Here is a 24,916-nt window from a genome sequence, read left to right as displayed (position 1 = left end):
ATTCCACATACAATAAGTATCAACTTTAGTTCTAATACGAAAGGCCGTCTGAAACCCTATAGTCAGGTTTCAGACGGCCTTTTTATCTACCCGATTTTATTCGCCGTAATAGGCTTTGGTCAGGATTTCTTCCATATCGGCCACCATGGCGAGGCGTGGGTTGGCCGGGGTGCATTGGTCTTCAAAAGACATCATAGCCAGCTCTTTTCTGCCGTCGAGGAAGGTTTTCTCATCAATGCTCTGCTCTTTCAAAGACATTTTGATACCGACGTTGACTGCCAGCTCATGGCAGGCGCGGGCGAAGGATTCGACGCCTTCTGCCGGTGTGCTGCATGGCAGGCCTAAGGTACGGGCGATTTCCTGATATTTCAGGTCGGCTTTGTAGTAGTTGTACTTCGGCCAAGTGGCGGTTTTCTGCGGACGCGTACCGTTGTAGCGGATGACGTGCGGCAACAGGATGGCGTTGGCACGGCCGTGCGGAACATGATATTTGCCGCCGATTTTGTGTGCCATCGAGTGGTTGATGCCCAAGAACGCATTGGCAAACGCCATGCCTGCGATGGTGGAGGCATTGTGCATATGCTCGCGCGCTTCAGGATCGGCCGCACCGTGTTTGTAGGAGCGTTCGAGGTATTGGAACACGAGCTTGATGGCTTGCAGGGCGAGGCCGTCTGTAAAGTCGTTCGCCAGTACGGAAACGTATGCTTCTACGGCGTGGGTCAGTACGTCCAAACCTGTATCAGCGGTTACGCCTGCCGGAACGGTCATGGTAAACGCAGGATCAACAATCGAAATAGTCGGTGTCAGCGAGTAGTCGGCAATCGGATATTTTTTGTCGCCGTCGCTGATGACGGTAAACGGTGTTACTTCGGAGCCTGTGCCCGATGTGGTAGGGATACCGATAAATTTGGCTTTGCGGCCCAATTCGGGGAAGCGGAAGGCGCGTTTGCGGATGTCCATGAATTTTTGCACCAAGTCTTCAAAATCGACTTGCGGCTGCTCGTAGAAAAGCCACATGGCTTTGGCCGCGTCCATTGGAGAACCGCCGCCCAGTGCGATGATGGTGTCGGGTTGGAAGCTGCGCATCAAATCCGTGCCTTTATAGACGGTTTGGACGCTCGGATCGGCTTCGACATCGGTAAACAGCTGGATGGTCACTTTGTTTTTGCGTTGATGCAGTTGGTAGGTGATTTTATCGACAAAGCCCAGATCAACCATCGAACGGTCGGTCACAATCATGACTTTTTCGCAGTCTTTCATGTCTTGCAGATATTGGATGGAATCGCGTTCAAAATAGATTTTGGCGGGCACTTTGAACCATTGCATGTTGTTTCTCCGACGGCCTACTTTTTTGATGTTTAACAGATTGACTGCGCTGACGTTGCCGCCGACGGCGTTTTTACCGTAAGAGCCGCAACCGAGGGTCAGAGAAGGCAGGAAGGCGTTGTACACGTCGCCGATGCCGCCGAAGGTGGAAGGTGAATTCCAAATCACGCGCAACGCTTTGACGCGGGAGCCGAACGTTTTGACCAATTCTTCGTCAGCGGTATGGATGGCGGCGGAGTGTCCCAAGCCGTCAAAGGCAACCATTTCTTCTGCGAACTTCAAACCTTGTTCGGTCGAGTCCGCCTTAATCATGGCCAAAACAGGTGAAAGTTTTTCGCGGGTCAGCGGCTCGTTCGGGCCGACTTCGCGACATTCGGCGATAATGATGTTGGTTTTTTCAGGCACTTTAAACCCGGCCTGTTCGGCAATCCATGCCGCCGGTTTGCCCACGACGGCGGAATTAAGTTTTGCTCCGCCACAGCTGGCGCAATTCGCCGTTACGCCGAAGATAAACTCTTCGAGCATGGCTTTTTCTTTTTTATTGGCAAAGTACACGCCGTAAGATTTGAACTCTTCGGCCAACCCTTTGTAAATCTCTTTATCGGCAATCACCGCTTGCTCGCTGGCGCACACCATGCCGTTGTCGAAAGATTTCGACATCACAATATCGTGCGCCACCTGTTTGATGTCCGCCGTTTTTTCAACATAAGCAGGTACGTTGCCCGCCCCGACGCCGAGCGCAGGTTTGCCACAGGAATACGCGGCTTCCACCATCGCATTGCCGCCGGTCGCCAAAATCGTTGCCACGCCCGGATGCTTCATTAGCGCGGAAGTGCCTTCCATAGACGGCTTTTCAATCCACTGGATACAGTTTTCCGGCGCACCGGCCGCAATCGCCGCATCGCGCACAATACGCGCGGCATGGGCGGAACACTGCTGGGCGGACGGGTGGAACGAGAAAATAATCGGATTGCGGGTTTTCAGCGCAATCAGGGATTTGAAAATGGTGGTGGAAGTCGGATTGGTCGTCGGCACAATACCGCAAACCACGCCGACCGGATCGGCAATTTCAGTAATACCGGTTACATCGTTTTCGCTGATGACACCCACGGTTTTCAAATCACGCAGGCGGCGCACAACGTTTTCGCAGGCAAACAGGTTTTTCGTCGCCTTATCCTCAAACACGCCGCGTCCCGTTTCTTCTACCGCGTGCATGGCGAGTACACCATGTTTGTCCAGCGCGGCAATGGAGGCTTTGGCAACAATAAAGTCAATCTGCTCCTGATCGAGCTTAAGAAACTCGTCCAATGCCCGTAAACCCTTGTCAACCAGGCTGTTTACCTCGGCTACGGCTGGGCTGACGACGTTGTCGGCTGATGCGTTCATGGTGTATCTCCTTAATAAAAGGTGGCAATAAGGTCAATAAATTTTCACTACGATGACTATAGGTAATTTAGTTACATTCTGCTTTGACCTACATCACAAACCATGATTGAACTTTTCAGACGGCCATTTTATCGTTTATTCATTTTAATTCTTTGACGTATAATATTTTTATCTACACAAAAACAAAAACGGTTATTCTTCGTCGCTTTCCTCGGTAATTAAGATAAAAACAGAAAATCGATGTATTAAAATTACGAGCGTAAATGAAAAAGGCCGTCTGAAAATCTTTTTCAGACGGCCTTTTTTGCTTTGCCGTTTATTGGCTAATATCTTCCAGCGTACGGCCTTTGGTTTCTTCACCCAATACCAAGATTACCGCCACAATCAGCAGCATAACCAGCGCAAACATCATAAAGATATTGCCGAAGCCGCCACTATTGCCCACCATCGCCGCCACTACCATGGGGGCGAGTATACCGCCGACGCGCCCGATGGCGCCTGCCCAGCCGGATGCGAAGGCACGGAAGCGCAAGGGGTAGAGTTCAGGGGTGTAGGTGTACAAAACGCCCCATGCGCCCAAGTTGAAGAAGGACATCAGGCTGCCCCAGATCATGACTTCGGCCGCAGTTGTGCTTTGCCCGAAAAACCATGCGCACGCGGCGCACGCGGCCAGAAAGCCTGCCAGCGTTGCTTTGCGGCCGATTCTTTCCACCAAAGCCGCGGCGGCTATATAGCCGGGCAGTTGCGCAACAATCATCACCAGTACATATTCAAAGGTTTTGACCACGGTATTGCCCTGCTCGACCAGCAGTTTGGGCAACCAAGTGAAAATGCCGTAATACGAAAACACGATGCCGAACCAAACCAGCCACAGCATCAGCGTGCGCCGTGCAAACGGATGTTGCCAAAGTTGGACGAAGCGGATGCGTTCGCGCGGGGCGGCCGGTGCGGCAACGGCTTCTGTCGGCGGTGTGATGCCCGATTGAATTTCCAGCGCGGATACCAAACGGTGCGCTTCGTCGGTTTTGCCGCGGGAAAGCAGGTAAGGCACGGATTCGGGAACGAATTTCAACACCAACGGCACATAAAACAGGGGCAAGGCGCCGAATAAAAACGCGCTGTGCCAGCCGGTTTGCGGAATAAAGAAATAAGACACCAGCGCGGCTGAGAGCCAGCCCAAGCCCCAGAAGCTTTCCAGCAACACAATAAAACGGCCGCGTACTTTCGGCGGCGCATATTCGCTGACCAGCGACACGGCGACGGGCAGTTGGCCGCCCAAACCGACACCGACAAAAAAGCGGCACACCAGCAAAACCGTCAAGTCAGGCGCAAGCGCGCACAAACCTGTGGCAATACTGTACACCACCATCGTGCCGGCAAAAACGGTTTTCCGTCCGAACCTGTCCGCCAGCCAGCCGCTGAATACTGCGCCCAGAGCCATGCCGACAAAGGCAATGCTGACAATCCAACCCAACTGCGCCGGAGCCAGCGCCCAATCTTTGCCCAAAGCCGGCAATACAAACGACACCAAGCCTGTATCCATGGCATCAAACAGCCAGCCTATGCCGACCAACACTAGAAGTTTGTAATGAAAGCGGGAGGGCGGCAGATTGTGCAGCCGCGTCAGAATATCCATCACTTCTTTCCTTTGTTTGTGTATGATTGAATTGGGTTTTAGCAATAAATGCTTTAATTTCAGTGACAAACCTGAAACCGAGACATTGTGTCGATTTTAACATTGGTACCATATGCAAAGAATAGGAAGCGCGTGTTTTTTAGATATTTTTATCGCCAGAACCGCACGCCCTATTAAAACTCTGAATAAGGGTTCACGGCAGGCCGTCTGAAACCGATGGTCTGGTTTTCAGACGGCCTGCCGTTTTTTGCAAAGGCTTCATGCTTGGGTTATGATGTTTATTTGTAATATGTAAACAGATGATTGCCTGTTTTTACATAACAGGCCGTCTGAACAACGGAGAACGATATGAATGCGGTTGTAATTGCGGTCATCATCATGCTTGTGCTGTCTTTATCGCGCGTGCATGTGGTGCTCAGCTTGGCTGTCGGCGCGTTTGTCGGCGGCTTGGTGGCCGGTATGCCTTTGGAGAATGTAACCAACGCGGCTGGCGATGTGGTGCAGCAAGGGATTATTCCTGTTTTTAACGAAGGCCTGAAAGGCGGGGCGCAAATCGCGCTGTCTTATGCCATGCTCGGCGCGTTTGCCATGGCCATCACGCATTCCGGCCTGCCGCAACAGCTCGCCGGCGTGATTATCCGCAAGCTAAACGGCGACGAAGGCAATGCGAAAGGCGAAGGCGCGGTCAAATGGCTGCTGCTGGCGATTATTTTGTGCATGGGCGTGATGAGCCAAAACGTTGTGCCGATTCATATCGCGTTTATCCCGATGATTATTCCGCCGCTGCTGTTGGTGTTCAACCGTTTGAAACTCGACCGCCGCTTGGTGGCCTGCGTGATTACGTTTGGCTTGGTAACGACTTATATGTTCCTGCCTTACGGTTTCGGCGCCATCTTCTTGAACGACATCATGTTGGGCAATATCCGCTCGGCAGGCATGGACACCAGCGGCATCAATGTGATGCACGCAATGGCGATTCCGGCTTTGGGCATGGTTTCCGGCTTGCTGCTGGCCTTTTTGCACTACCGCAAGCCGCGCATTTATCAGAACAATACTACTGACACGGAAGACAACCGCGCGGCAGTGCAGCAGCAAGAGCCGTCAACCTATCGCAGCTTGGTGGCGGCCGTGGCGATTGCCGTGTGTTTTGCCATTCAGCTTTTGTATGATGGTTCACTGGTATTGGGCGCTATGTTGGGCTTTGCCGTGTTTATGATGCTGGGCGTGATGAACCGCTCCGCCGCCAGCGATGTGTTCGGCGAAGGCATCAAAATGATGGCGATGGTCGGCTTTATTATGATTGCAGCACAAGGTTTCGCCGCAGTAATGAACGCAACCGGCGAGATTCAGCCTTTGGTCGAACACAGCATGGCTTTGTTCGGCGGCAATAAAGGCATGGCCGCATTGACCATGTTATTCGTCGGCTTGCTGGTAACCATGGGCATCGGCTCGTCTTTCTCCACCTTGCCGATTATTACCGCGATTTATGTGCCTTTGTGCATCAGCTTGGGCTTCTCCCCAATGGCTACCATGGCCATTGTCGGCACGGCAGGCGCGCTGGGTGATGCGGGTTCCCCTGCTTCCGACTCAACGCTCGGCCCGACCATGGGTTTGAACGCCGACGGTCAACACGACCACATCCGCGATTCGGTTATCCCGACTTTTATCCACTACAATATCCCGCTGATGGCTGCCGGCTGGATTGCCGCGATGGTGCTGTAATATGAGCGATATTCAGGAATTGGAACACCGCGTCACGGAGCTGGAAATTCAGACGGCCTTGCAGGAAGATTTAATCGGCAGCCTGAACGACACCATCGCCAAGATGCAGCAGGCTTTAGATTTGCAGCAAGGCCAGTTGCGGCTTCTGTATCAACGGATGCAGGACAAAGGCGCAAACGGCGAACGCGAACCGTACAGCCTGCGCGACGAGATTCCGCCGCATTATTGATTAGCTAAAAAAGGGCGTGTTTGATACATGCCCTTTTCTTTCATAGCAAAGGCCGTCTGAAAGCCAATCAAGTTTTCAGACGGCCTTTTAAACAATCAAACCTTACAAACAAGCCAATTCGTTGGCCATTTGCTGCTCGACGGTTTCACGTTGGCGGATAAGTTTGCATTCGTTGCCGTCAACCAATACTTCCGCCGCACGGTTGCGCGTGTTGTAGTTGCTCGCCATGCTTGAGCCATACGCACCGGCGCTGCGGATAAGCAGCAAATCCCCTTCTTCGCAGGCGATGGTGCGGTCTTTGCCGAGGAAGTCGCCGGTTTCGCAAATCGGACCGACGATATTGGCCGTCAATGGCTCAATGTCTTTGGTTTCGACCGCTTCAATGTGATGATAGGCATCATAAAGCGCCGGACGCATCAAATCGTTCATCGCCGCATCGACCATCACAAAGTTTTTCTCTTCGCCATATTTGACGAACTCGACGTGCGTCAACAACGCGCCTGCATTGCCAACCAAACTGCGGCCTGGCTCGAGAACCAGTTTCAGACGGCGTGTACCGATCAGTTTTTGAACTTCTTTGGCATACGCGCCCAAATCAGGCACATTTTCATCTTGGTAAACAATGCCGACACCGCCGCCCAAGTCCAAGTGTTCCAACACAATGCCTTCGTCTGCCAATTGGTCGACCAAGGCCAAGATACGTTCGCAGGCTTCGACCAGCGGGCTGAGGTCGGTCAGTTGCGAGCCGATATGGCAGTCGATACCGACGATTTTCAAATGGCTTTGTCGAGAAGCATGACGATAGGCCTCAAGCGCATCGGCATAGGCAATACCGAATTTATTGGCTTTCAGGCCGGTGGAGATATAAGGATGGGTTTTAGCGTCGACATCAGGGTTGACACGCAGGGAAACCGGAGCGACTTTACCCAAACGCGCGGCAACCTTTTGAATACGGTCGATTTCGGGAATGCTTTCCATATTGAAGCATTTCACGCCTGCATTCAGCGCAAATTCAATTTCTGCCTCACTCTTGCCCACACCGGAAAAAATCGTTTTCGCCGCATCGCCGCCGGCCGCCAAAACACGCGCCAACTCGCCGCCGGACACAATGTCAAAACCGCTCCCCAAAGAAGCAAAGTGCTTGATGATGCTCAGGTTGCCATTGGCTTTAACCGCGTAGCAGACAAGCGGATTTAAAGCAGCAAACGCGGTTTGGTAGTTTTCAAACGCCTCGGTCAGCGCAGATTTGCTGTACACATAAAGCGGCGTACCAAACTCTTCAGCAAGGTGGGAATAAGGGATTTGTTCGCAGGATAAGGTCATGTTTGTGAAGTCTTTTTTAATCGTTGGTTTGAGTGGTCGGCTCTTTTGCCGTATCGAATTTCAAGCCGGTCTGAATCACGCCGAAGCGCGCCTTGTCGCCTTCTTTGGGCAGGTAGAGGTCGCCTTTGTAGCCGCAGGCAGAGAGCAGCAGAGCCGTTGCCGCTGCAAAAAATACGCCGTATTTCATCAGTAAAACTTTCTTCATCATTACGAATGTGGCAAGATTCGGTATCTTAAACAAAAACCACACAAAAAGCCATGATGACCGAAAGCGAATTCATCCGCATGAGCGAAGAATTATTCGAACACATCGAAGACCAAATCGACGAAAACGGCTGGGATTTCGACTGCCAGTTTGCCGGAAACGTCCTGACCATCGAAGCCGGAAACGGCACGCAAATCATCGTCAACCGCCACACGCCCAACCAAGAATTGTGGATTGCCGCAAAAAGCGGTGGCTACCATTTCGCCGAGCAAAACGGCAAATGGCTGGCAACACGCGACAGCCGCGATTTCTACGACGTTTTGAACGAAGCACTAAGCGCGGCTTCGGGCGAAGCAGTTGAGATTGCGGAATTGTGATTCAGTCTCCAAATATCCCTAGCTAAAAATCTATTTACCTCAAAGGACACCCAAATGCCCCTACTAGACAGTTTCAAAGTCGACCACACCCGTATGCACGCCCCTGCCGTACGCGTGGCAAAAACCATGACCACGCCCAAAGGCGACACTATTACCGTGTTTGACCTGCGTTTCTGCATTCCCAACAAAGAAATCCTGCCTGAAAAAGGCATTCACACGCTGGAGCACCTGTTCGCAGGCTTTATGCGCGACCACTTAAACGGCAACGGCGTCGAAATCATCGACATTTCCCCGATGGGCTGCCGTACCGGTTTCTACATGAGCCTCATCGGTACGCCCGACGAGCAAAAAGTGGCCGATGCATGGCTCGCTTCAATGCAGGATGTTTTGACCGTTCAAGACCAAAGCAAAATTCCCGAGCTGAACGAATACCAATGCGGTACTTATCTGATGCACTCGCTTGCCGAAGCGCACGAAATCGCCCAAAACGTTTTGGCACGCAAAGTAGCCGTCAATAAAAACGAAGAGCTGACATTGGACGAAAGCCTGTTAAACGCCTAATACGCTATGACAGCAAAGGCCGTCTGAAACTTTATATGACAAGTTTCAGACGGCCTAAGACCTTTTATTCCAATTTTCAACCTTTCAGCCACAGTTTTACACCGCCTAAAAATAAGTTGGCGGATGCTGACAGTGTACATAGTATAATTACACTTTAAACAAACAACCTGATTCTATTGCTTTTATGAAACCGTTTTTCTGCAAAACCGCCATTGCCCTCAGCCTGACCCTCCCCGCCGCCGCCAACGCTGCCGAGTATGTCTGCAATGTTGAAGGCATCTCTGTTTATGCTTCATACCCACTCAACAATACCTGCCGCGTAGTTGACACAAACACCACCACAGAGAGCAGCATTGTTGCAGAACCTAACGTATTCACTGAATCTGAACCAACTAATAAATCCGTTACAAATGGTTCTGCTATCCTCAACGATATGTCCGCTTTAAAAACGGTACAAACAACAGAATTTAAAGCATCTGCCACTGACTACGTTCATGCTTCTCAAGCAATGCCTGCGGTACAAACCCCAGTCGTTGTTACTCGAAATGAAAACGGTATCCCTGCACCTATTTCCATTCCGATGGCACAAGCACGTCTAACTTCTCAAATTGATAAAAATGTTGCTGACGGCCTTGCCATTCTCGGTGATACAACCCCATCTACAATAAAACCTGAAATTGACACTACTGACGTTCTCAACGTCATGCCTGATACCACACAACCTCAAACTGCGGCTGATCAAACTCCAAACAATATACCCGACTCCATTACCACTCCTATTACGCAAACCCGCCCGAAAGCATCTGCGATTCAAGCTCCCCAAACAATTATTCAGAATCCTGTTGTTTTACCGAAAACACCTGATCGCACTACGGCCAAACAAAATAACCAAACCGTAACTGCCTCAGATGAAGCACTTGACAAAACACCTATCAAAGTTGAAACCAAGCGTAAAGGCAAAGCCCAAACTCCAACCCTACGTAATGCAAAAAACACCAAAACTGTAAAAATAGCCGTCACAAACACGGCTAACGAACAAACGATTAAAACCGTTGTTACACCAACAGCAGAATCAAATGTACCAAATAAACCTGCTGCAACGATTTCCCCGGTAGATCAAAGCAAAACATCCGTACAAACGCCTTTCCCTAATGCATATAAGCCGGCTGCCGATATTCCGTTCGATCCGAGCAATGTTTACAACGATATCAAAATTCTGCCCCATATTCCGATTACCAGCGTAACCAACACAGCCGAAGCCGCCAATCCGCGTCTGAATATTATCTTGCGCAACCGTCCGGGTAAATCACGCGCTTCTTCATACAGCAAATACAAAGCCCCTGTGATCCGTACTGCTCCTGTGGTTACGCCGGCTCCTAAGCCAAGTCCTAAGGAAACCCGCAAACAAATATTGCAGACCGAAGTACGCAACGAACAGGCCGCTATTACCCGCCTTCAAACACAGCTGAATGCGGCCAAACAAAAAGGCGATCAGATTAAAATCCAACAACTGACCCGTACCATCAACGCCCGTAAAGCAAATATCCGCGCTATTCAAGGCGAGATGTCTCGTTGATTGGTTTTTTATACAAAAAGGCCGTCTGAAAACATTTTCAGACGGCCTTTTGAAGCGCGCCGAGATAAATAAGACGATTTTTTGAGAAAAATGAAGTGCTGTTTTATTTCATAATGTGAAAGCTATTTTCAAATCCTGCCAATCTTAGGCAGGATTTTTTCCTATACGCGACGACACCGTCGCTTTTTACCAATTACAGATAACCAGTTCTCCACTTGTTTTTTGTGTCTTTTCTCGGCTAATAGAATATGCCAGGTTAAGTTCGGTTATCCGGAAGCCTTTAAACAATTCACGGATATCTGGGTGGTCGTTAATAGAGAGCATGACTTTACCCTTGCATTCGCGCATCATTTTGGCCAGCAGCTCATACTGAGACCAATCAAATGAACGATCATAACCTGCAGTTTGCCAATACGGTGGGTCTGCGTAGAAAAATGTATGCTCTCGGTCGTACCGTTGAAAACAACGCTCCCATGATTCATTTTCCACATATACGCCACTCAACCGATTACGAGCAACTTGAAGTTTATCTGCAATTTGAGCTGCATTCCATGCCTTACCAGTTGTAGCTGTTCCAAAGTGCTGATCGCAAATTTTGCCTCCAAAGGCATTATGTTGCAGATAGAAAAAACGTGCGGCACGCTGAATATCGGTCATGCAGTCAGGAGGTGTTGATTGGAGTCTTGCAAATACTTCTCGGCTGGTTAGTGTCCATTGGAATTGGCGCACAAATTCATCAAAATGGTGCTGTACAACACGATATAGATTGATAAGTTGACCATTCAAGTCATTCAATACTTCAACCTTTGCTGGTTGCGGTCGCATAAAGAATAATGCTGCACCACCGGCAAACAGCTCAACGTAACAAGTATGCTCGGGGAACATGGGTAACAAATGTTTTGCCAAACGGCGTTTGCCACCCATCCATGGGACGATAGGCAGAGGCTTTTGAGTCATAACTACTCCTTATATATAAGTATAGGTACTCAAAGGCACTCAGATTTGGATTACTCCGTTTTAAATTGATTCAGCAATTTACAGCGTGGGCACTTAATTTCAAAGCAGCCACGGCCAACAGCCAAAAGTTTAAAACAATTTTTGCAACGGCATTTCATTTTTCACAGTTCCCTTATCGTTAGTGATAGAATCACCGTGCCTCGCGCGAGGTACGGTAAAAAAGGCTAACGCAGGTCTGGACTGCTGAGGCTGGCGCGGAGAACGGTGGTAGGACACCGCCGCGCAGCCGTTTCTCTTTTAACTAATTGAATCGCTCCATTCTTCTACATATAAGAAGACAGAGTAATCAACGTCAATCTTAGGCTTGTCATAATTAGTGCGAATTCTGACGCTACGGTCAGTTTTTGCCCCAAAGTTATGATTGAGGAACAAGACGACCATCGTTTTATGTTCAAGAGCCAGATATACCTTTGGATCATTGTAAGTATTCTTGAACTTAGCCTCCAACCATGTATATCCGCCATCTGCCCATAAATCTTGGGTCAAATGAATCTTTTCACATTTACGTAAACCGAGAAGTCTTCTGAGTTCTGCAATTTCAGCAGTAATACTGCTCTGTGTTTCCGATAATGTCTGTAGGTCTTCGATTTTCTTTTGTAACGCAGCCAACTCCTCACTTTCTTCAGCTGCGGCGGCGGACTGCTTTGCAACTTCCAAGTCGGCCATTACTTTAGAAATTTTCAGATGTAGGGCTTCAATCTCATCACTGCCCTTGGCTGAATCAAACTGGATACGCAAGATCTCCAATTGACTCTTCAAAGCAGAAACTGTTGCATCAGACTCAACCAGTTTATTCAATGCATTATCCAGCTCAGCCTTTTGTTTCGCCAGTTCCACCGCCTGTTCAGAAATATTCGCACTGTTACTTTCCAATAACTTCAGACGGCCTTCTAATGAACCAGCAGACTTAATTGCCGCTTGAGCAACGGCCAATTGTTCAGACAATGCTGCGATTTCAGAGCTTTCATCGGCCTCCTTAACGGCTACCTCAAGCTGCTGAATCTTGGCCAATAAACCGTCAATAACCGCAGAATCAGTTGTGCTACCAGCTGACGGCAACACAATAATTGCCTGACCGCTGACATCAACATTAACTGTCTCTGAGGCCGGCTCATCATCCGACAAATCAACAACAACATTCGTTACACTCGGTTTAACTTGAATCTCGCCTTGCAGATAGGTTTTAACCACATTGCCGCAAACCGCACGTAAGTCATAAGATGCACGGAGCCAGGTTAAACTACGGGTTAAGGCGGCCGGAAATAGTAATACAACCAAATTGTCCGCAACCTTGATTTCAGGACGAACTACCGAACCATCCCCGGCCACGATATCCATTTGAAAATGCGTTTGAGACAAATCCAACGGAGTTGATTCAGCGGTCAATCTCACCTTAAACAAGTGCGTGTCGCCGCGATAAAGAGTGAAGTTTTTTGTTTTCGGCTGCATTTCAGACGGCCTTTCTCAAGTCAACCGGCGAACATAATGATGGCTCGGCTATTCCCATTACTTCCCCGCACCATTCCGAACAGAACCATTTATCTGCCGACTGCCTCAAAAAACGACGGAAAAACGATGTCACGCATAACACACCCAATAAATCATAGCGTTTCCCCTTTGTGTTTCTCCACAAAGAAAACAGACGTTCCATGACAATTTGTTGATTATCCAGCACAATCAAATCCCACTTTTCGGCAGGCAACGGCATACGTTTGCAGCGCACACCACCATCACGAAAAGATGATGAATAGCAATCAAAGAGGCCGTCTGAAAACGCTACCGGCACCGCAATTTCACAGTGAGAATATTGACCGCCGGTAACTTTGCGTATTACCCATTCGACGATGCGGAAAGCTAAGTCATTGGGTGTTTTTATCGTCTTGCGGCCTTTATATAAAGACAAATAGACTTTTGCCATTTTCAGACAGCCTCCGGCAAGGAGAATGCAATCTCGATTTTGTCTAAATCAGATTGTTTTTTAGCAGCCTCAATCTTGCTTTGCAGTGCTTGGCGCTGGCCTGCCACATGGGCGGCAAGTTGCTCATAGGCCAGCGTTTTACGTAAAGCAGCAGACTTAAGCACATCAGCGGGAATACCGCGAGCTGTGGCAATACCGTCAAGCACCGGAGTTGGCGCGTTTTTATCTAGCTGCCAAGCTTTTGCTTCGGAAGCCTGAATTGACCAACTTGCAAACTCAAATTCAGGTACGCTGTCGATACCGGCGTGCTTGTTAATAAAAGCCTGAGCGGCAGCATTTAATGCGACGAGTTTTCCGGATTTTACGCCGTCAATATTTGCCGATTCAGGCGGGGTCAGGCTGACGCCGTCTGGCAGGCTGCCAATTTGTTGCCAGATTTGCTCACCATCTTTGGTAAATACCAAGACGCCGCGATAATCGGGAATAATCTCCCAGTTCTCTCCCGTCCATCTCGCTGATTGAAATTCTTTCGACGTCGGCAATTCGGCCTCGATACTTTGTCGGCCGTCGTCAAAATATTGCTCTTCTACGAACAGGCCGTCTGAATCAATTACACATCTTGTCATTTTTTCAATTCCTTGATTTCATTTTCCAATTTTTCGATTTTGTCGGCCATTTCTTGTATCGCCTTTGTCAAAACTGGAATAAAAGTCTCATATTCGATGGTATATGTGTCGTTTTTGATGTTGACCATTGGCAGGCGGCCATATTCTGCCTCTAGGGCGGCGATGTCTTGGGCAATAAACCAATGCTGTAATCGGTCTTCTTTGTGTCGACCGTCTTTATTCGGGTTTGCCCACCATTCGCGCACTTTGGCTGCGCGTTCTTCTTCTGGGAAATCGGCAAACAATTCGTCAACATAAGCATCGCGACGGTCGTAGTAGCCTGTGACCGGCTTTAATTTCATGACAAATTTCAGGCCGTTTTCCAGCGGTTTGACGTCGGCTTTATCGCGGCCGTCTGAGCGGATGTTCACCGCGGTCGGAGCATATAAAGTCTGCCCTGTCGTGCCGATTTGGATTTCGTTGTCGCCGTTTATTCTTGCGCCATAGCCGATGGCGATGGAGTTTGTGATTTTGCCTTTTAAAATATCGCCTTGTACATTTCGATACCCGGCACTATCACCAATAACAACGCATTGCTCACTGCTTGCAGTAGGGATTGTCCAATACCCAATAGCGGTGGTTGAAGTATGGGTGCCTGTTCGCAATGATGACGCCCCGATTGCGGTCGTTTTTTGATAATTCTCTCCCGTCAATGCAGCGTCGGCGCCGATGATTGTTGAATATCCTGCAGTCAAAGCCTTATTCATCGCGTTGGAGCCGATGATGGTCAACTCTTCGTTTTTAGTAGCAGCTGAATTTGCAGAATAGACATATTTCAGCTCAGCTGCGCCGGCGGCGGTCAGCTCTTTAGAGCTTTGAATAGTGAATGTATTGCCGTTCACCGATACAACCTGAGCCGGTACGACGTCGTTTTGTAAGGTTTGCGCCGTGCCTGATGTAAGGCGTATGCCCACCCAATAAGTCGCTTGCACACCGCGAATATTGGGAAATGTAAGCGTAATACTTTTTCCAGATTGGGCGTAGGTACCTACTTCGGTTCCCGTCCAGACAACATCTCCGCCATTTGGAGCGCGGTTTCTTTCCAGGTTCTCCATTGCCGCCGCGCCGATTACGGTAACTTTTTCGGCCATTTTTGTATTTCGCGCCGCGCTCCCGCCAATGGCAGTTTGAGCTGCGCGGCCTTGATATGATTGCAGTACAGCTTCGCCGATTGCGATTGTTTTTGAGGTTTGGGATGGCCAGAAAACTTCGATGTCGCCCGTTAATCCGACTGGGGCAGTACCAGCCAGCGCACCTGCGCCAAGTGCAATATTTGATGAGCCTTCGCCTAAGCCTTGCCCGGCGTTGCGCCCAATTGCAACATTTGAAAAGCCACTTGTGATTGCACGGCCTGCATTGCCGCCAATGCCGATGTTGCGCGTGCCAGCCATTTTTGACTGGTCATACCATTCTGTTTCAGCTTGTACGTTGATTAAGCTGTCAGGTCCAATAGCAATATTATCCCTGCTTACTTTAGAAAAGCCCTGCGCACGGTCACCAATAGCGATTGCGGAAACGCATTTTTCCATCTGCTCCATTGCGCCTTCGCCAATAGCGATTAAACCTGCACCGGTCCATTCATTCGATTTGAGGTTGGCTGCTGCACCAGAACCAGTAATAAAACGGCCAATGCCCGTGCGGGGTGTCTGATATTGCACATCAACAATTTTTCCGTTGATGTTAAATTTTCCGTTTGTATATTTATTGCCATGCGGATAGTTATTGCCAACATCAATAGTCAATCCTAAACAATCCATCACCACATTTAAACCAGCAGTATCAGCAGCGTTAAATGCGGAAACTTCATTGTTGCGGTTGGAGTCATATCCAAAATCACGTAAACTTAAGACACCAAAATGCAGACGGTGCCAACGCATACCGTTGGAGGCAACGATAATGGTACCGCCATTGTCGACACTGGTTTTGTCATTTGGGGCTGCGACAAACAGCCCACCACCAATACCAGGGGTAGACGCGTAATAACCACTCACATTGACATATAAACCGTTACTTTCGTAGCTTCTTAATTCATTTACATCTTTGACTGATGCACTTTGGGAAGCGAGGTAATCCACAACAGCTTTAGGAGTGACTGCATAACCACCATCATCCTTATGTCTAACGATGTCAGAAGTTAGTTTAGTAACCCCCGCTTCGAGCTCTGTAGCTGATTCAACGGATTTTTTATATTTATTAAATTCATCTTCTTGATTTTCATACTTCTTCTTCAGCCACTGTGTTCGCGCTCCCAACTGCTTGGCCTGGCGATTCGCTACACCATCTGCCCCTCCCATAACTGGGTCGGTCATTTCGATTTGATATAAGTCGTCCACCCATTCTGGGGTGACTTTATTTTCTTGTATTGTTGCCATCTTTAAGCTGCTCCGAAATTGTAATCGCCGTCAAAATTGACTTTGCCGTTGTAATAAAGCGGCGTGTCCTGATAGTCCAAACGCACCAACACGCAGCGTGCTGGTGCAAAGGCCGGAAGTGTTTCCCGCAACAGACGGGCTTCTGTATTGGTAATAGGTCGACTGAAAGTAATTGAGTAATGCGCCCACAAACGGTGGTCGCCATACATATAAATGCCTTTGTGATTAATACTGCCGTCGTAGATTTGGCCACCAAGCCCTTCAATCAGACCGATTTCGCCGAAACCCAAACGGCGGCAAATTTCACGTACTGCCCAAGGTGTACCTTTGCGGCGGTGCAAAAATACGGCATCTTTAATGAGCTTGCGACGGGTTTTATTGTCTTTGGCCAACCAATAACCGTCTGAGCCAACCATGCTTCGGCTCTCGGCCAACAGCTCAAGGTGTTTATCATCTACTTGCTCAAGCAAACGTGGCATGAGCTTAGTGAGTGTGAGTCGTCTGTAACCATTACTGAGATTAGCCAAACGCGTAAAGCGTGGGTCTTGGTCGATAATTAAGGCATATTTGAGCTTAGCCATCCTGCTGCTCCATATCGACGGACAGCCCAAATGACACGCACCGCGCCCATTGATTAGGTGCAATCAAAATGACATCGCTGTCGCGCAATTCGCCATACTGATTGGACAAAATGACGTTGTACACGCCGCTTACCTTTAAGGCCGTCTGAATATCCAAAGGCACAACATCTTTGCCGAGCTTGGAATAGCGGGCGGTTTCATAGTCTGACCAAGCCGCGCTGGCTGCAGCTAAGACCGATTTTGAATCAGCTCCTTTGAACAGCACCAAGCGAGCATCAATTTTGTATTCCACCACTTCTGGCGCACGCACGATCACAGTGTCACAGAGTGGACGTACCGTCTCATCGCTCAATGCCGCTGACACCTTGTCAATCAATTCTTGGCCGGGCAGTCCGTCAGTCGTCAGCAACGTAACGGCTACCGTGCCGCCAATCGCGTTTCCGGAAGAATCAACATCGTTGCCGACGTGGACACCAACAATCGCTTGTGAAACCCTGCGCGCGTAATACTCGTAAGCCTTTCTCGGTCCTCCGACTGAAAATGCTTCAAAGGCAAGCAAAATACGCTCTCGGTAGGAGTCGTCACTCTCAATAACAACTCCGCCGGACGATACAGTAATATTGCTGACCTCAACATCAATCTCATCATGCAGTGGCTTGACCAAAGTATTGATTTGACCGATTGTCCAGCCATTTCCGGCTGTTCCGGTTATTGTGCATTGCGCCGGTAAATCGACCGTATTACGGCTGGATGACAAAGTTGCCGATGTGGTCGTTTTAAAAGTCAGTTCACCTACGCTGACTTGAGTACCAACCGGTATAAAAACCTGTTCTGCAGACAAGTTGGCATCACACGAAAATCGCAATGTTGTCAGAGCAGGTTGTGCCTCCAATCGTGGCGTGGCCACATCGTCGCCACATAAATCCAACATCAAACCGGTCGCAAAGCGCACGTGCTGTTGGCGGTAGGCTTCATTCACCTGCTGACGAGTCAATGCTTCACGGTAGGCGTACACATTAATCAGCAAACGTTCGATATGAGCCGGTTGCAAGGTTTTGCCACTGTCGCGCTCATATCTAGCAATGGTATCGGCCAAAATCGTCTGCAAATCATCATCTACGACCTTGACGTCTTCACGCTTTAAATTGCTTAAATCCACGTTGCATTCTCCAAATTCACAGCCGTGCTATAGACCTCGCCCGATACATCATCGGCCACACGCCAGCGGACGGTCATGGTGATGTGTGGGGCGTGGCCGCTAAAGGTTACGTCTTCGACGTCGGCGCGTTTTTCCCATGTCTGAATAGCCAATACGACTTCACGTACGATATTTGGCACAAACACGTCTTCCGGCGTGTCGATGTAATCGAAATGGTTGCTGCCAAAGTCCGGACGAGTTACATCCGAGCCTTTTCTCGTAGACAAAATGTTATGAATACACAGATCAATATCGTCCACGCCCTGAGCCAAGCCGCTGTCGCCGGGGGCGAGCTGCCAGTGTTTGGAAATCGGCGTGTCGAATTGCATAAGAAATCCCTGTATCCGTAATGAATACAGGGATTTTATGAAAGGCCGTCTAAAACTGATTTTAAAACGGATTAAAGACTATTCAGGTAAACCAGTTTTACCACCAGAGTCCCCGGGATGTTTATGTTTGGACAAAGGAATTCCATTGAGGATAATCTCACCATTCACTACCATAGTACCCTCAATATTTGCAGCATCACCACCACCTGAATTAACTGCTGACAGACCAGCTGTATAAGTCAACAATCCATTGACAGTCGTATTTCCGCTAACCATCGTTTCTGGAGTTTCGATAGACACTTTGGCTCCAGATTTAATTTTAACCACTCCGTCAGTCTGAACAGAAACATCCCCGCTGGAACGGTCATGCTCAATCACAGTGCCATTTTTAAATCGGCGTATCCATTTGTCTTTACTGCTTGCAGGAGGCTTATCGGCCGTGCTGTAAATTGCGCCAATCACACAGCCGTTTTCGCCGCGAGCGTCCAGCAAGCAGACAACTTGCTCACCTTCGTCGGGCAGGCTGTAAAACTGATTGCCACCAGCAGCCGGTGTAACCATCGGCAGCCAGTCAGTTTCCATGTCTTCCAGAGCAGGGATTTTGACGCGCAGATTGTGACCGGCTTCATCTACCGCCGATACCACGCCGAATTGTAGGGTTGCCCCGAAATCATGGGTTTGTTGCATCCTGCTGCTCCTCGTCATCAATATACTCAATCATCTTAATCTCCAGCTCTGTCGTGTAGCCACTGTTGCTGCGATATTCATGCCGCGCTTGCTTCACCAGATACTTACCGGAAAACTTACCTATGTTTTTCAGCCGAACGGTTTGCCCTGCAACCAGCAGCGCGTTGCCGAACAAGGTGATGTTTCCGGCACATTGATCGTCTTGTGCTTCAGCCAATTTAGCATCGGCACGAGCATTAAGCTGCGCTTGGCTCTCGCCTTTATTCGGCACAATTTTTAAAGTGTCACCAGTGTGGCCACGTTTAGATTTCGGACGCAAAGACTTGGTTTTACGCGTGGCCGACACCGTTTTCTTGGTCTTCGGGTCATAACCACGCATTTCTACCTGAGTCGGCACACCTTTAATCAGATCTCGCAGCCGAATTCGCGTCATATCTTCCGGACTCAATACCACCACTACTTCACGCTCTTTCAGCGTGGCATTATCTGCAAACACCAGCTTATTCCCAACAATCTTGAAAGTGTGGCCATACTCTTTGGCCAAGCGACTCAGAAACTCAATATCACGCTCCTGATACTGGGTTATACGCTTAATTTTTATGTCTTTCACTTGACCGGATGGCTCCAATTTAAGACGGGCAGCCACTTGACGAACGATCTCTGCAAGCGTGGTATTTTCATACGCACGACCTTTTAAGGTACGGCTGGCTTTGCTGATACCAGCTGCCAATGCCTTTATGCTTACCGTTGACGGAGGATGGTTATACTCAATTTCAGCGATTTCAAAGCTGCCCAATGCCACCAAACCGGTAAATTGGTCGCCCAAACTCAACGCAAGTGCATCGCCTTGCTCAGGATACCAGCCACGCAACCAGCGGCCGTCGGTATCTTCAAATTCTACCTGTAGTTCATCAGATTGCCCCTCAAGATAATCTGTATAAACGAAGGAAATCAGATACGGTGCAATGTCGCCGGTGATGTCTTTGTTTTCGTAGCTCAGTGTGAAATCCGGCTTGGTTACCGGGTGTGTACCGCCCGAACCGCCTTGCACGGCCAAGCCGGACAATAAAGACGAAATATTCATAGTCTTCCTTTTCAGACGGCCTTAACGCAGCCAAGGCGGTAAATCGGCCTGATTGTTTTTAGGTTTGCTTTCCAATACTGGAACAAATACTGTCAAACCACTGACAAACTCTTCAGCCAACGGCAAATGCGGATTTGCCGCAATAAGGCCGTCAATCAGCAGCGCATTGCCGTAGTGCTTATGGGCAATCAAATCCCAGCGGTCACCGTCTTTAGTTATATAACGTAAAACTGCACTCATGAATCACTCCGTGTTGCAAGCCATCCAGTCAAAGTTTCAACTGCTGACGCTCCATTCGCCATCGCCTCTGTTGCCGTCATAATGGATGACCCGGCGGCATCCAACCAACCTCCGACTGAACCGCTCTCATAACCCGATCTTAGGCTTGCAACCGTATTACCAAGTGCATTTCCAGCCATACCGAGCTGCTCTGCCAGTTTTGTTGCGCTCGTCAAGTCACCAACAACAGCCGTCACTTCTCCAATGCCGTTCAAGTTTTGTAGAACCGGCGCAGCAACACCAAGTGCATCACCGACCAAGTGCAAAAGTCCGGCAGGATCATTTTTTAGCTCTTTCGCCGCTGTAATAATGCCTTGCACTTGTTCAATGCCACTTTCTGCAGCCCTATAAATTTTTACTCCTGTCTCAACCGCTTTGATTACCTCAGACGCCTGTGCCTGAACCGACTCGGGCAGCAGGGACAGTAATGGATTTTGTTTGCCGCTGATAATCGCTGGTGTTGGCAGTGGGTTATTTGGGTCGCCGACAAATTCAGTCAACTCAACGTCCAACTCACGCGCGGCCGTTCGGCCTTTACTGTCCTGAATCAACGTGCGCTCGGTCAGGCTTTCAATTACAAACCAGCCGACAAATCGACCTGAACCATAAACCAACGACACCGCTTGCTGCGCCTCCAGAGCAGCCAGCAAGCCCTTGTAGGCCGTGTCAGGATTGCCCAACATCCAATGCAGCTTTAACCCAAATCTCAGCGTGGTCAGCTCATTTTCCATCGCCTGCAGGCGTGGTCTTCCCTTAAGCACTTCATGCTTGGCAAACTTGGCCGAGTGCTGCGCTTCCAGGCTGGAAAAACTTTGCAAGGTCTCAAATCTCACGTCGCCCAACATTGCATACATCAGAAAGCCCTCCGTTCACGGTCGGCCATCATACGTTGAAACAGCGTTTCAAATTCGCGTAAGCCCATTTGCAAGGCCGTCTGAATTTGTGCAGGGTTACCACCTGGCGCGTTGATGGTCGGATTAAAATGGATGGTCACACCGCCAGTGGCGGACGCAGCCTGCCGCGCCTGCTCGAAATCTGCACGATGACCGGATACACGCGCAGCGACATCAGCACGTAACTGACCGACACGGTTCGTAAAACTGTCTTTCAGACGGCCTGCCCATGTGCCGATAGTACCGATTGGCCGACTGGCCGTGCGACGGATACCGATGTCCAAACCTTGAGTGATAAAGCCACCGAAACGGCGGAATTCACGACTTGGAGAATGGATATCCATTACCGCCTGGAATTTTGCCTTAATTGAATTACCGATAGATGCAATTGTGTTATATACAGCTGCCGCCGCTGATTTAATGCCATTGATCAATCCCTGAATCAGCATCCGACCAAAGCCGGAAAAGGTTGACGGTAGGGTTACTCCAAACCAGCTCATCACACCAGCAAATGCCTGATAGAACAAACCGAGTGGTGAAAAATTGAGAATGGTTTCTGCAATATTGCCTATGCCACTACTGAAAAAGGCTGTGATTTTTGCCCAAAGTCCACTGAAAAATGTTACCAAGCTTTGCCATAATGCCTTTGCACCACCAACGACAGCAGACCAATTGTCATAAAGCAAATATGCAGCCACAGCTAATAAGCCTATAGCAATACCAATAGGATTGGCCATCAAGAACATACCTAAACGCATGAACAGGCCGGTAATCTGTAAAATCCCCGTGCGGAAGATATTGACGATAAACATACCGCCAAGGAGCGTGGTTTTAAATAAGGCCAAACCACCTATAAAACCAATCAGAGTACGGGTCAATGTAGGATTGGCAGCCGCCCAATCAGAAATACTATGAATAATGGGCGCGATAGATGACATTAAAGAATTAATCGCTGGTAGTAATGTCGAGCCAATAACAATCCCCAACTCTTTCAAGCTGTTTTTAAAGATTTCCCAATTGGCAGCTGTAGTCTCTGAGCGAGCAGCAAACTCTTTACTCATCGAACCTTCGAAACTCAATTTGCCATCTTTTCCTGTATCCTTTAAAGCTCTGATTGATTTCTCGTAAAGATCTACATTACCAGCCAAGACTGCGATGTCATCCGCGTACTCCAATCCGAATAAATCAACCAATGCACCCATTTGTTGTTCTTTGGGCAGCTTATTCAATGTCTTCAAAAAATCCTGTAAAGCTTGTTCCCCATTTTCGGAAATCGCTTTTTTCAAATCTTTTGATTCCAGACCCATCATCTGCAAGGTTGCTTGAAATTTTTTCCCTTGTTTGTCGGCAGTCATCAACTTGGTCAGCATCCCATTAATTGCCGTACCGGCAACCTCGGGAGACTTACCCAAACTGATAAAAGTATTTGCTAAAGAGGCAGTCTGTAGCTCAGTCAATCCAAACTGTTTGGCCACACCACCGACACGTCCTAATGCATTGACAATATCTGAAGCTTTTGCGGGGCTATTATTGGATAAATGGTTAATTGCATCGCCAAGCTTACCAATCTGCTCAATAGGAATCTTATAGACATTGGCCAGCTTAGCCATACTTTCACCGGCCTGATCTGCGGACATATCAAAAGCAACCGACATCTTGGCAATCGTTTCCGTAAAGCCAATAATATCGTTCCGAGCTATACCAAGTTGACCGCCCGAAGCAGCAATAGCGGCCAATTCTTCTGCCGCCATTGGAATTTTGCGGGTTAGGGCGAGAATATCATTGCCCATTTGCTTGAATTGCTGTGGTGTATCAAAGTCCACAACTTTTTTCACATCAGCCATTGAAGATTCAAAGTCCATGGCCAATTTGACCGGGACAACAGCCGTCGCACCAATTGATACAACTGACATTACCTGTTCGCGCATTTTTCCACGCTGTTCTTTCAGATGACCAAGTTTTGTATCAATATTGGAAAGTTTGAGTTGTTTTTTACGAACTTTATCGATAGCTGTGCCAAGTTGGGTATATTCACGCCGTAATTCATTTACGCGTTGCCGTGACATCCGCAGCGGATTTTGCAAAGTCTGACCAATCAAACGTTGCCGTGCAGACAAGCGTTGTTGTTCGTCATTCAGACTTTTGATTGAACCTTTAAGATTTTTCAGACCTGAAATCGCTGCACCGGCAGCAAAACCGACCTTTACACCGATTGCCAAATCTGCGGACATGATTTATTATCCTAAGTAGATATTGAGGGATTTAAAAATGAATAAATTTTTTGATTTTGCTATCGACTTCCCAGCTGAAAAACTGGTTTCAGCAGCAATCCTTCTAGGATTCATAATCGGTAGCATTAAAGGAAATTGGGCGATGGGGATTGCTTACGGCATTTTCGCTCCGCTCACTTTAATCCCAGTAATATTACTCATCGCCTTTTTGGGTGTTCTCTATAAATTTTTTACCCGAAACTAAATTGAAGACTTCCTGTAGCCCGCCTTGATTTGGCGGGCTGCTTCTTTTTGCCAGTCTTCAAACTCATCAAGCGGCATGGCATACACCTCTTGTACGCTCCAGCCAAACCACCAAGCCAAATCAGCAACAGCATTCAAAAGCTGCTCATCAGCTTCTTCATTACTCAGCAGCGGCTTCGTCTTCTTGTGAGCGACGAAACCAGTCTTGCACCTGTTTATAGTCATACAAATCCAGCTCGTCCAAATCTTCAGGCACCAAACCTGTGATGCGCGCGAAAATCGTCAACTCCTGCTCGGCATCGCTGCTCAAGTGCGCCACAGCACGCAAATCACCCACACGCGGACGGCGCAGTTTCAGTTCAGTCAGGTTTTCGCCCGTCGCCAAACGTACAGGATATTTAAGCTTTACAGTTTTGGTTGCACCCAAGTTTTCTTGCAGTTTTTGTGCTTCAGTCATCATTTAATCCTTTTGAAAATCAATAAAAAATTGCTGTACCCAAGAAAGATACAGCAATTCTGCCAAAGGCCGTCTGAACCGGCTTTTAATGTGTTTTAATACTTATGCACCGATGTTTTTACGCATCTGTGCCAATACATCTACGCCGTCCACGCGCAGAATATTATTGAAGGAGTTGTAGTAGAAGAGCTCTCGACCATCAGCGACTTGGCGTACTTCATTTACATGGAAGGTGCTGGAAAACTCTGCCTTTTCTTTTGGTTTAAAGCCACCCAACGCATCTTTGCCGAATGTGCCGGTCATGGTAGTGACCATCGGCACTTCTTTCTGCAAACCTGCTGCGTCGAATGTTTGCAGGTTGGAACGAATCATCAGCTGCACCGCTTTAAACGGATTTTTACTACGCGCAGCCACTTCGGGATAGAAGCTGTTCCATTTAATTTCGGATTCCAATGCTTCCATGCCGCTAGGCAGCTTGATGGTGCCGAAAAGACCCAAGCCAGTGACTTCATCCATGGTGTACTCGACTTCGGGCGCGGTAATTTCAGAGGCCTTGCCCAACAGATTATTGCCGTCGATATAGACGTTGGCATTGTAGATTGCATTTAATTGCGCCATGTT

27 protein-coding genes are annotated in these 24,916 nt (G+C 48.6%); 6 read left to right on the top strand and 21 right to left on the bottom strand.

The window, feature by feature from the left end:
- Positions 1-96: 96 nt before the first annotated feature.
- Together adhE and O3681_RS07230 are read right to left on the bottom strand one after the other, a co-directional pair.
- Positions 97-2,712, bottom strand: a complete 2,616-nt coding sequence (gene adhE / locus O3681_RS07235; protein ID WP_371459618.1) for a bifunctional acetaldehyde-CoA/alcohol dehydrogenase — start codon at positions 2,710-2,712, stop codon at positions 97-99.
- Positions 2,713-3,028: 316 nt separating this feature from the next.
- A complete protein-coding gene (locus O3681_RS07230; protein ID WP_371459617.1) occupies positions 3,029-4,348 on the bottom strand; it encodes an MFS transporter in 1,320 nt (439 codons plus the stop codon).
- 348 nt (positions 4,349-4,696) lie between these two features.
- Between O3681_RS07230 and O3681_RS07225 the strand changes: the two genes are divergently transcribed.
- Both O3681_RS07225 and O3681_RS07220 read left to right on the top strand, forming a co-directional pair.
- Positions 4,697-6,070, top strand: coding sequence for a Na+/H+ antiporter family protein (locus O3681_RS07225; RefSeq protein WP_371459616.1), 1,374 nt, complete (start codon positions 4,697-4,699; stop codon positions 6,068-6,070).
- Position 6,071: 1 nt separating this feature from the next.
- Positions 6,072-6,299: a SlyX family protein gene (locus tag O3681_RS07220; protein ID WP_004518924.1), complete on the top strand. Its 228-nt coding sequence runs from the start codon at positions 6,072-6,074 to the stop codon at positions 6,297-6,299.
- A gap of 102 nt (positions 6,300-6,401) precedes the next feature.
- On the opposite strand, the gene lysA is transcribed toward O3681_RS07220, so the two are convergent.
- Positions 6,402-7,622, bottom strand: a complete 1,221-nt coding sequence (gene lysA, locus O3681_RS07215) for a diaminopimelate decarboxylase (RefSeq protein WP_371459615.1) — start codon at positions 7,620-7,622, stop codon at positions 6,402-6,404.
- Between the two features lie 16 nt (positions 7,623-7,638).
- Positions 7,639-7,809: a lipoprotein gene (locus tag O3681_RS07210; RefSeq protein ID WP_036472795.1), complete on the bottom strand. Its 171-nt coding sequence runs from the start codon at positions 7,807-7,809 to the stop codon at positions 7,639-7,641.
- A 71-nt stretch (positions 7,810-7,880) separates the two neighbouring features.
- On the opposite strand from O3681_RS07210, the gene cyaY reads away from it, so the two are divergent.
- From cyaY to O3681_RS07195, 3 genes are all read left to right on the top strand, one after another.
- The gene (cyaY, locus tag O3681_RS07205) at positions 7,881-8,204 is read left to right on the top strand and encodes an iron donor protein CyaY (RefSeq protein ID WP_107723773.1); all 324 of its coding nucleotides are present in this window, start codon (positions 7,881-7,883) and stop codon (positions 8,202-8,204) included.
- 54 nt (positions 8,205-8,258) lie between these two features.
- Entirely contained in the window at positions 8,259-8,765 is a 507-nt protein-coding gene (luxS, locus tag O3681_RS07200; RefSeq protein ID WP_004518928.1) for an S-ribosylhomocysteine lyase, read from the top strand.
- Positions 8,766-8,949: 184 nt separating this feature from the next.
- A complete protein-coding gene (locus tag O3681_RS07195) occupies positions 8,950-10,341 on the top strand; it encodes a hypothetical protein (RefSeq protein WP_371459614.1) in 1,392 nt (463 codons plus the stop codon).
- Positions 10,342-10,527: 186 nt separating this feature from the next.
- Here O3681_RS07195 and O3681_RS07190 read toward each other — a convergent pair whose 3' ends face one another.
- The 14 genes from O3681_RS07190 to O3681_RS07125 all read right to left on the bottom strand — a co-directional run bounded on the left by O3681_RS07190 (position 10,528) and on the right by O3681_RS07125 (position 23,595).
- The gene (locus O3681_RS07190; protein WP_293198376.1) at positions 10,528-11,298 is read right to left on the bottom strand and encodes a DNA adenine methylase; all 771 of its coding nucleotides are present in this window, start codon (positions 11,296-11,298) and stop codon (positions 10,528-10,530) included.
- A gap of 50 nt (positions 11,299-11,348) precedes the next feature.
- Positions 11,349-11,456: a Com family DNA-binding transcriptional regulator gene (locus O3681_RS07185; RefSeq protein ID WP_107831888.1), complete on the bottom strand. Its 108-nt coding sequence runs from the start codon at positions 11,454-11,456 to the stop codon at positions 11,349-11,351.
- 139 nt (positions 11,457-11,595) lie between these two features.
- Entirely contained in the window at positions 11,596-12,807 is a 1,212-nt protein-coding gene (locus tag O3681_RS07180) for a hypothetical protein (RefSeq protein ID WP_371459613.1), read from the bottom strand.
- A gap of 1 nt (position 12,808) precedes the next feature.
- Entirely contained in the window at positions 12,809-13,276 is a 468-nt protein-coding gene (locus O3681_RS07175; RefSeq protein WP_371459612.1) for a hypothetical protein, read from the bottom strand.
- Between the two features lie 2 nt (positions 13,277-13,278).
- Positions 13,279-13,902 carry a hypothetical protein gene (locus tag O3681_RS07170; protein ID WP_371459611.1) on the bottom strand — a complete coding sequence of 208 codons (624 nt, stop codon included), beginning with the start codon at positions 13,900-13,902 and terminating at the stop codon, positions 13,279-13,281.
- Entirely contained in the window at positions 13,899-16,313 is a 2,415-nt protein-coding gene (locus O3681_RS07165; protein ID WP_371459610.1) for a tail fiber domain-containing protein, read from the bottom strand. The genes O3681_RS07170 and O3681_RS07165 overlap by 4 nt, the downstream gene beginning before the upstream one ends.
- 2 nt (positions 16,314-16,315) lie before the next feature.
- A complete protein-coding gene (locus tag O3681_RS07160; protein ID WP_049332806.1) occupies positions 16,316-16,894 on the bottom strand; it encodes a phage tail protein in 579 nt (192 codons plus the stop codon).
- Positions 16,887-18,053, bottom strand: a complete 1,167-nt coding sequence (locus O3681_RS07155; protein ID WP_049322401.1) for a baseplate J/gp47 family protein — start codon at positions 18,051-18,053, stop codon at positions 16,887-16,889. The genes O3681_RS07160 and O3681_RS07155 overlap by 8 nt, the downstream gene beginning before the upstream one ends.
- Positions 18,044-18,421: a GPW/gp25 family protein gene (locus O3681_RS07150; protein WP_049322400.1), complete on the bottom strand. Its 378-nt coding sequence runs from the start codon at positions 18,419-18,421 to the stop codon at positions 18,044-18,046. Before O3681_RS07150 ends, O3681_RS07155 begins: the two co-directional genes overlap by 10 nt.
- 78 nt (positions 18,422-18,499) lie before the next feature.
- Entirely contained in the window at positions 18,500-19,126 is a 627-nt protein-coding gene (locus O3681_RS07145; protein WP_371459609.1) for a phage baseplate assembly protein V, read from the bottom strand.
- Complete coding sequence (locus O3681_RS07140) at positions 19,092-20,192, bottom strand: phage late control D family protein (RefSeq protein WP_371459608.1); 1,101 nt, start codon at positions 20,190-20,192, stop codon at positions 19,092-19,094. The genes O3681_RS07145 and O3681_RS07140 overlap by 35 nt, the downstream gene beginning before the upstream one ends.
- A 21-nt stretch (positions 20,193-20,213) precedes the next feature.
- Complete coding sequence (locus O3681_RS07135; protein WP_049322398.1) at positions 20,214-20,432, bottom strand: tail protein X; 219 nt, start codon at positions 20,430-20,432, stop codon at positions 20,214-20,216.
- Positions 20,429-21,325, bottom strand: coding sequence for a phage tail protein (locus O3681_RS07130; RefSeq protein WP_263341268.1), 897 nt, complete (start codon positions 21,323-21,325; stop codon positions 20,429-20,431). The genes O3681_RS07135 and O3681_RS07130 overlap by 4 nt, the downstream gene beginning before the upstream one ends.
- Positions 21,325-23,595 (bottom strand): phage tail tape measure protein, encoded by a 2,271-nt coding sequence (locus tag O3681_RS07125; RefSeq protein WP_371459607.1) that lies wholly within the window; start codon positions 23,593-23,595, stop codon positions 21,325-21,327. Before O3681_RS07125 ends, O3681_RS07130 begins: the two co-directional genes overlap by 1 nt.
- Before the next feature lie 37 nt (positions 23,596-23,632).
- Between O3681_RS07125 and O3681_RS07120 the strand changes: the two genes are divergently transcribed.
- Positions 23,633-23,839: a hypothetical protein gene (locus O3681_RS07120; protein WP_371459606.1), complete on the top strand. Its 207-nt coding sequence runs from the start codon at positions 23,633-23,635 to the stop codon at positions 23,837-23,839.
- Here the strand turns inward: O3681_RS07120 and O3681_RS07115 are convergent.
- The 3 genes from O3681_RS07115 to O3681_RS07105 all read right to left on the bottom strand — a co-directional run bounded on the left by O3681_RS07115 (position 23,836) and on the right by O3681_RS07105 (position 24,913).
- On the bottom strand, positions 23,836-23,976 hold the full coding sequence (locus O3681_RS07115; RefSeq protein WP_232445004.1) for a GpE family phage tail protein: 141 nt from the start codon (positions 23,974-23,976) through the stop codon (positions 23,836-23,838). The genes O3681_RS07120 and O3681_RS07115 overlap by 4 nt on opposite strands.
- A gap of 22 nt (positions 23,977-23,998) precedes the next feature.
- Positions 23,999-24,295 (bottom strand): phage tail assembly protein, encoded by a 297-nt coding sequence (locus O3681_RS07110; RefSeq protein ID WP_049322394.1) that lies wholly within the window; start codon positions 24,293-24,295, stop codon positions 23,999-24,001.
- A 102-nt stretch (positions 24,296-24,397) separates the two neighbouring features.
- On the bottom strand, positions 24,398-24,913 hold the full coding sequence (locus tag O3681_RS07105; RefSeq protein WP_063068503.1) for a phage major tail tube protein: 516 nt from the start codon (positions 24,911-24,913) through the stop codon (positions 24,398-24,400).
- Positions 24,914-24,916: the final 3 nt, after the last annotated feature.

This window comes from Neisseria sp. 27098_8_158, assembly GCF_041433145.1.
Classification (GTDB): Bacteria; Pseudomonadota; Gammaproteobacteria; order Burkholderiales; family Neisseriaceae; genus Neisseria; species Neisseria subflava_E.
The sequence above is the reverse complement of the archived record's forward strand: the minus strand, read 5'-3'. Positions and strand labels throughout refer to the sequence as shown.

Excerpts from the sequence above, each read along its gene's own strand:
- O3681_RS07150 (WP_049322400.1), bottom strand. The coding sequence starts at position 18,421 with ATGCAATTCGACACGCCGATTTCCAAACACTGGCAGCTCGCCCCCGGC.
- O3681_RS07130 (WP_263341268.1), bottom strand. The coding sequence starts at position 21,325 with ATGTATGCAATGTTGGGCGACGTGAGATTTGAGACCTTGCAAAGTTTT.
- O3681_RS07145 (WP_371459609.1), bottom strand. The coding sequence starts at position 19,126 with ATGACGAGGAGCAGCAGGATGCAACAAACCCATGATTTCGGGGCAACC.
- O3681_RS07210 (WP_036472795.1), bottom strand. The coding sequence starts at position 7,809 with ATGAAATACGGCGTATTTTTTGCAGCGGCAACGGCTCTGCTGCTCTCT.
- O3681_RS07190 (WP_293198376.1), bottom strand. The coding sequence starts at position 11,298 with ATGACTCAAAAGCCTCTGCCTATCGTCCCATGGATGGGTGGCAAACGC.
- O3681_RS07135 (WP_049322398.1), bottom strand. The coding sequence starts at position 20,432 with ATGAGTGCAGTTTTACGTTATATAACTAAAGACGGTGACCGCTGGGAT.
- lysA (WP_371459615.1), bottom strand. The coding sequence starts at position 7,622 with ATGACCTTATCCTGCGAACAAATCCCTTATTCCCACCTTGCTGAAGAG.
- O3681_RS07120 (WP_371459606.1), top strand. The coding sequence starts at position 23,633 with ATGAATAAATTTTTTGATTTTGCTATCGACTTCCCAGCTGAAAAACTG.
- O3681_RS07180 (WP_371459613.1), bottom strand. The coding sequence starts at position 12,807 with ATGCAGCCGAAAACAAAAAACTTCACTCTTTATCGCGGCGACACGCAC.
- O3681_RS07220 (WP_004518924.1), top strand. The coding sequence starts at position 6,072 with ATGAGCGATATTCAGGAATTGGAACACCGCGTCACGGAGCTGGAAATT.
- O3681_RS07165 (WP_371459610.1), bottom strand. The coding sequence starts at position 16,313 with ATGGCAACAATACAAGAAAATAAAGTCACCCCAGAATGGGTGGACGAC.
- O3681_RS07105 (WP_063068503.1), bottom strand. The coding sequence starts at position 24,913 with ATGGCGCAATTAAATGCAATCTACAATGCCAACGTCTATATCGACGGC.
- O3681_RS07170 (WP_371459611.1), bottom strand. The coding sequence starts at position 13,902 with ATGACAAGATGTGTAATTGATTCAGACGGCCTGTTCGTAGAAGAGCAA.
- O3681_RS07230 (WP_371459617.1), bottom strand. The coding sequence starts at position 4,348 with ATGGATATTCTGACGCGGCTGCACAATCTGCCGCCCTCCCGCTTTCAT.
- O3681_RS07160 (WP_049332806.1), bottom strand. The coding sequence starts at position 16,894 with ATGGCTAAGCTCAAATATGCCTTAATTATCGACCAAGACCCACGCTTT.
- O3681_RS07185 (WP_107831888.1), bottom strand. The coding sequence starts at position 11,456 with ATGAAATGCCGTTGCAAAAATTGTTTTAAACTTTTGGCTGTTGGCCGT.
- O3681_RS07195 (WP_371459614.1), top strand. The coding sequence starts at position 8,950 with ATGAAACCGTTTTTCTGCAAAACCGCCATTGCCCTCAGCCTGACCCTC.
- O3681_RS07110 (WP_049322394.1), bottom strand. The coding sequence starts at position 24,295 with ATGACTGAAGCACAAAAACTGCAAGAAAACTTGGGTGCAACCAAAACT.
- O3681_RS07125 (WP_371459607.1), bottom strand. The coding sequence starts at position 23,595 with ATGTCCGCAGATTTGGCAATCGGTGTAAAGGTCGGTTTTGCTGCCGGT.
- O3681_RS07140 (WP_371459608.1), bottom strand. The coding sequence starts at position 20,192 with ATGAATATTTCGTCTTTATTGTCCGGCTTGGCCGTGCAAGGCGGTTCG.
- O3681_RS07175 (WP_371459612.1), bottom strand. The coding sequence starts at position 13,276 with ATGGCAAAAGTCTATTTGTCTTTATATAAAGGCCGCAAGACGATAAAA.
- O3681_RS07225 (WP_371459616.1), top strand. The coding sequence starts at position 4,697 with ATGAATGCGGTTGTAATTGCGGTCATCATCATGCTTGTGCTGTCTTTA.
- adhE (WP_371459618.1), bottom strand. The coding sequence starts at position 2,712 with ATGAACGCATCAGCCGACAACGTCGTCAGCCCAGCCGTAGCCGAGGTA.
- cyaY (WP_107723773.1), top strand. The coding sequence starts at position 7,881 with ATGATGACCGAAAGCGAATTCATCCGCATGAGCGAAGAATTATTCGAA.
- luxS (WP_004518928.1), top strand. The coding sequence starts at position 8,259 with ATGCCCCTACTAGACAGTTTCAAAGTCGACCACACCCGTATGCACGCC.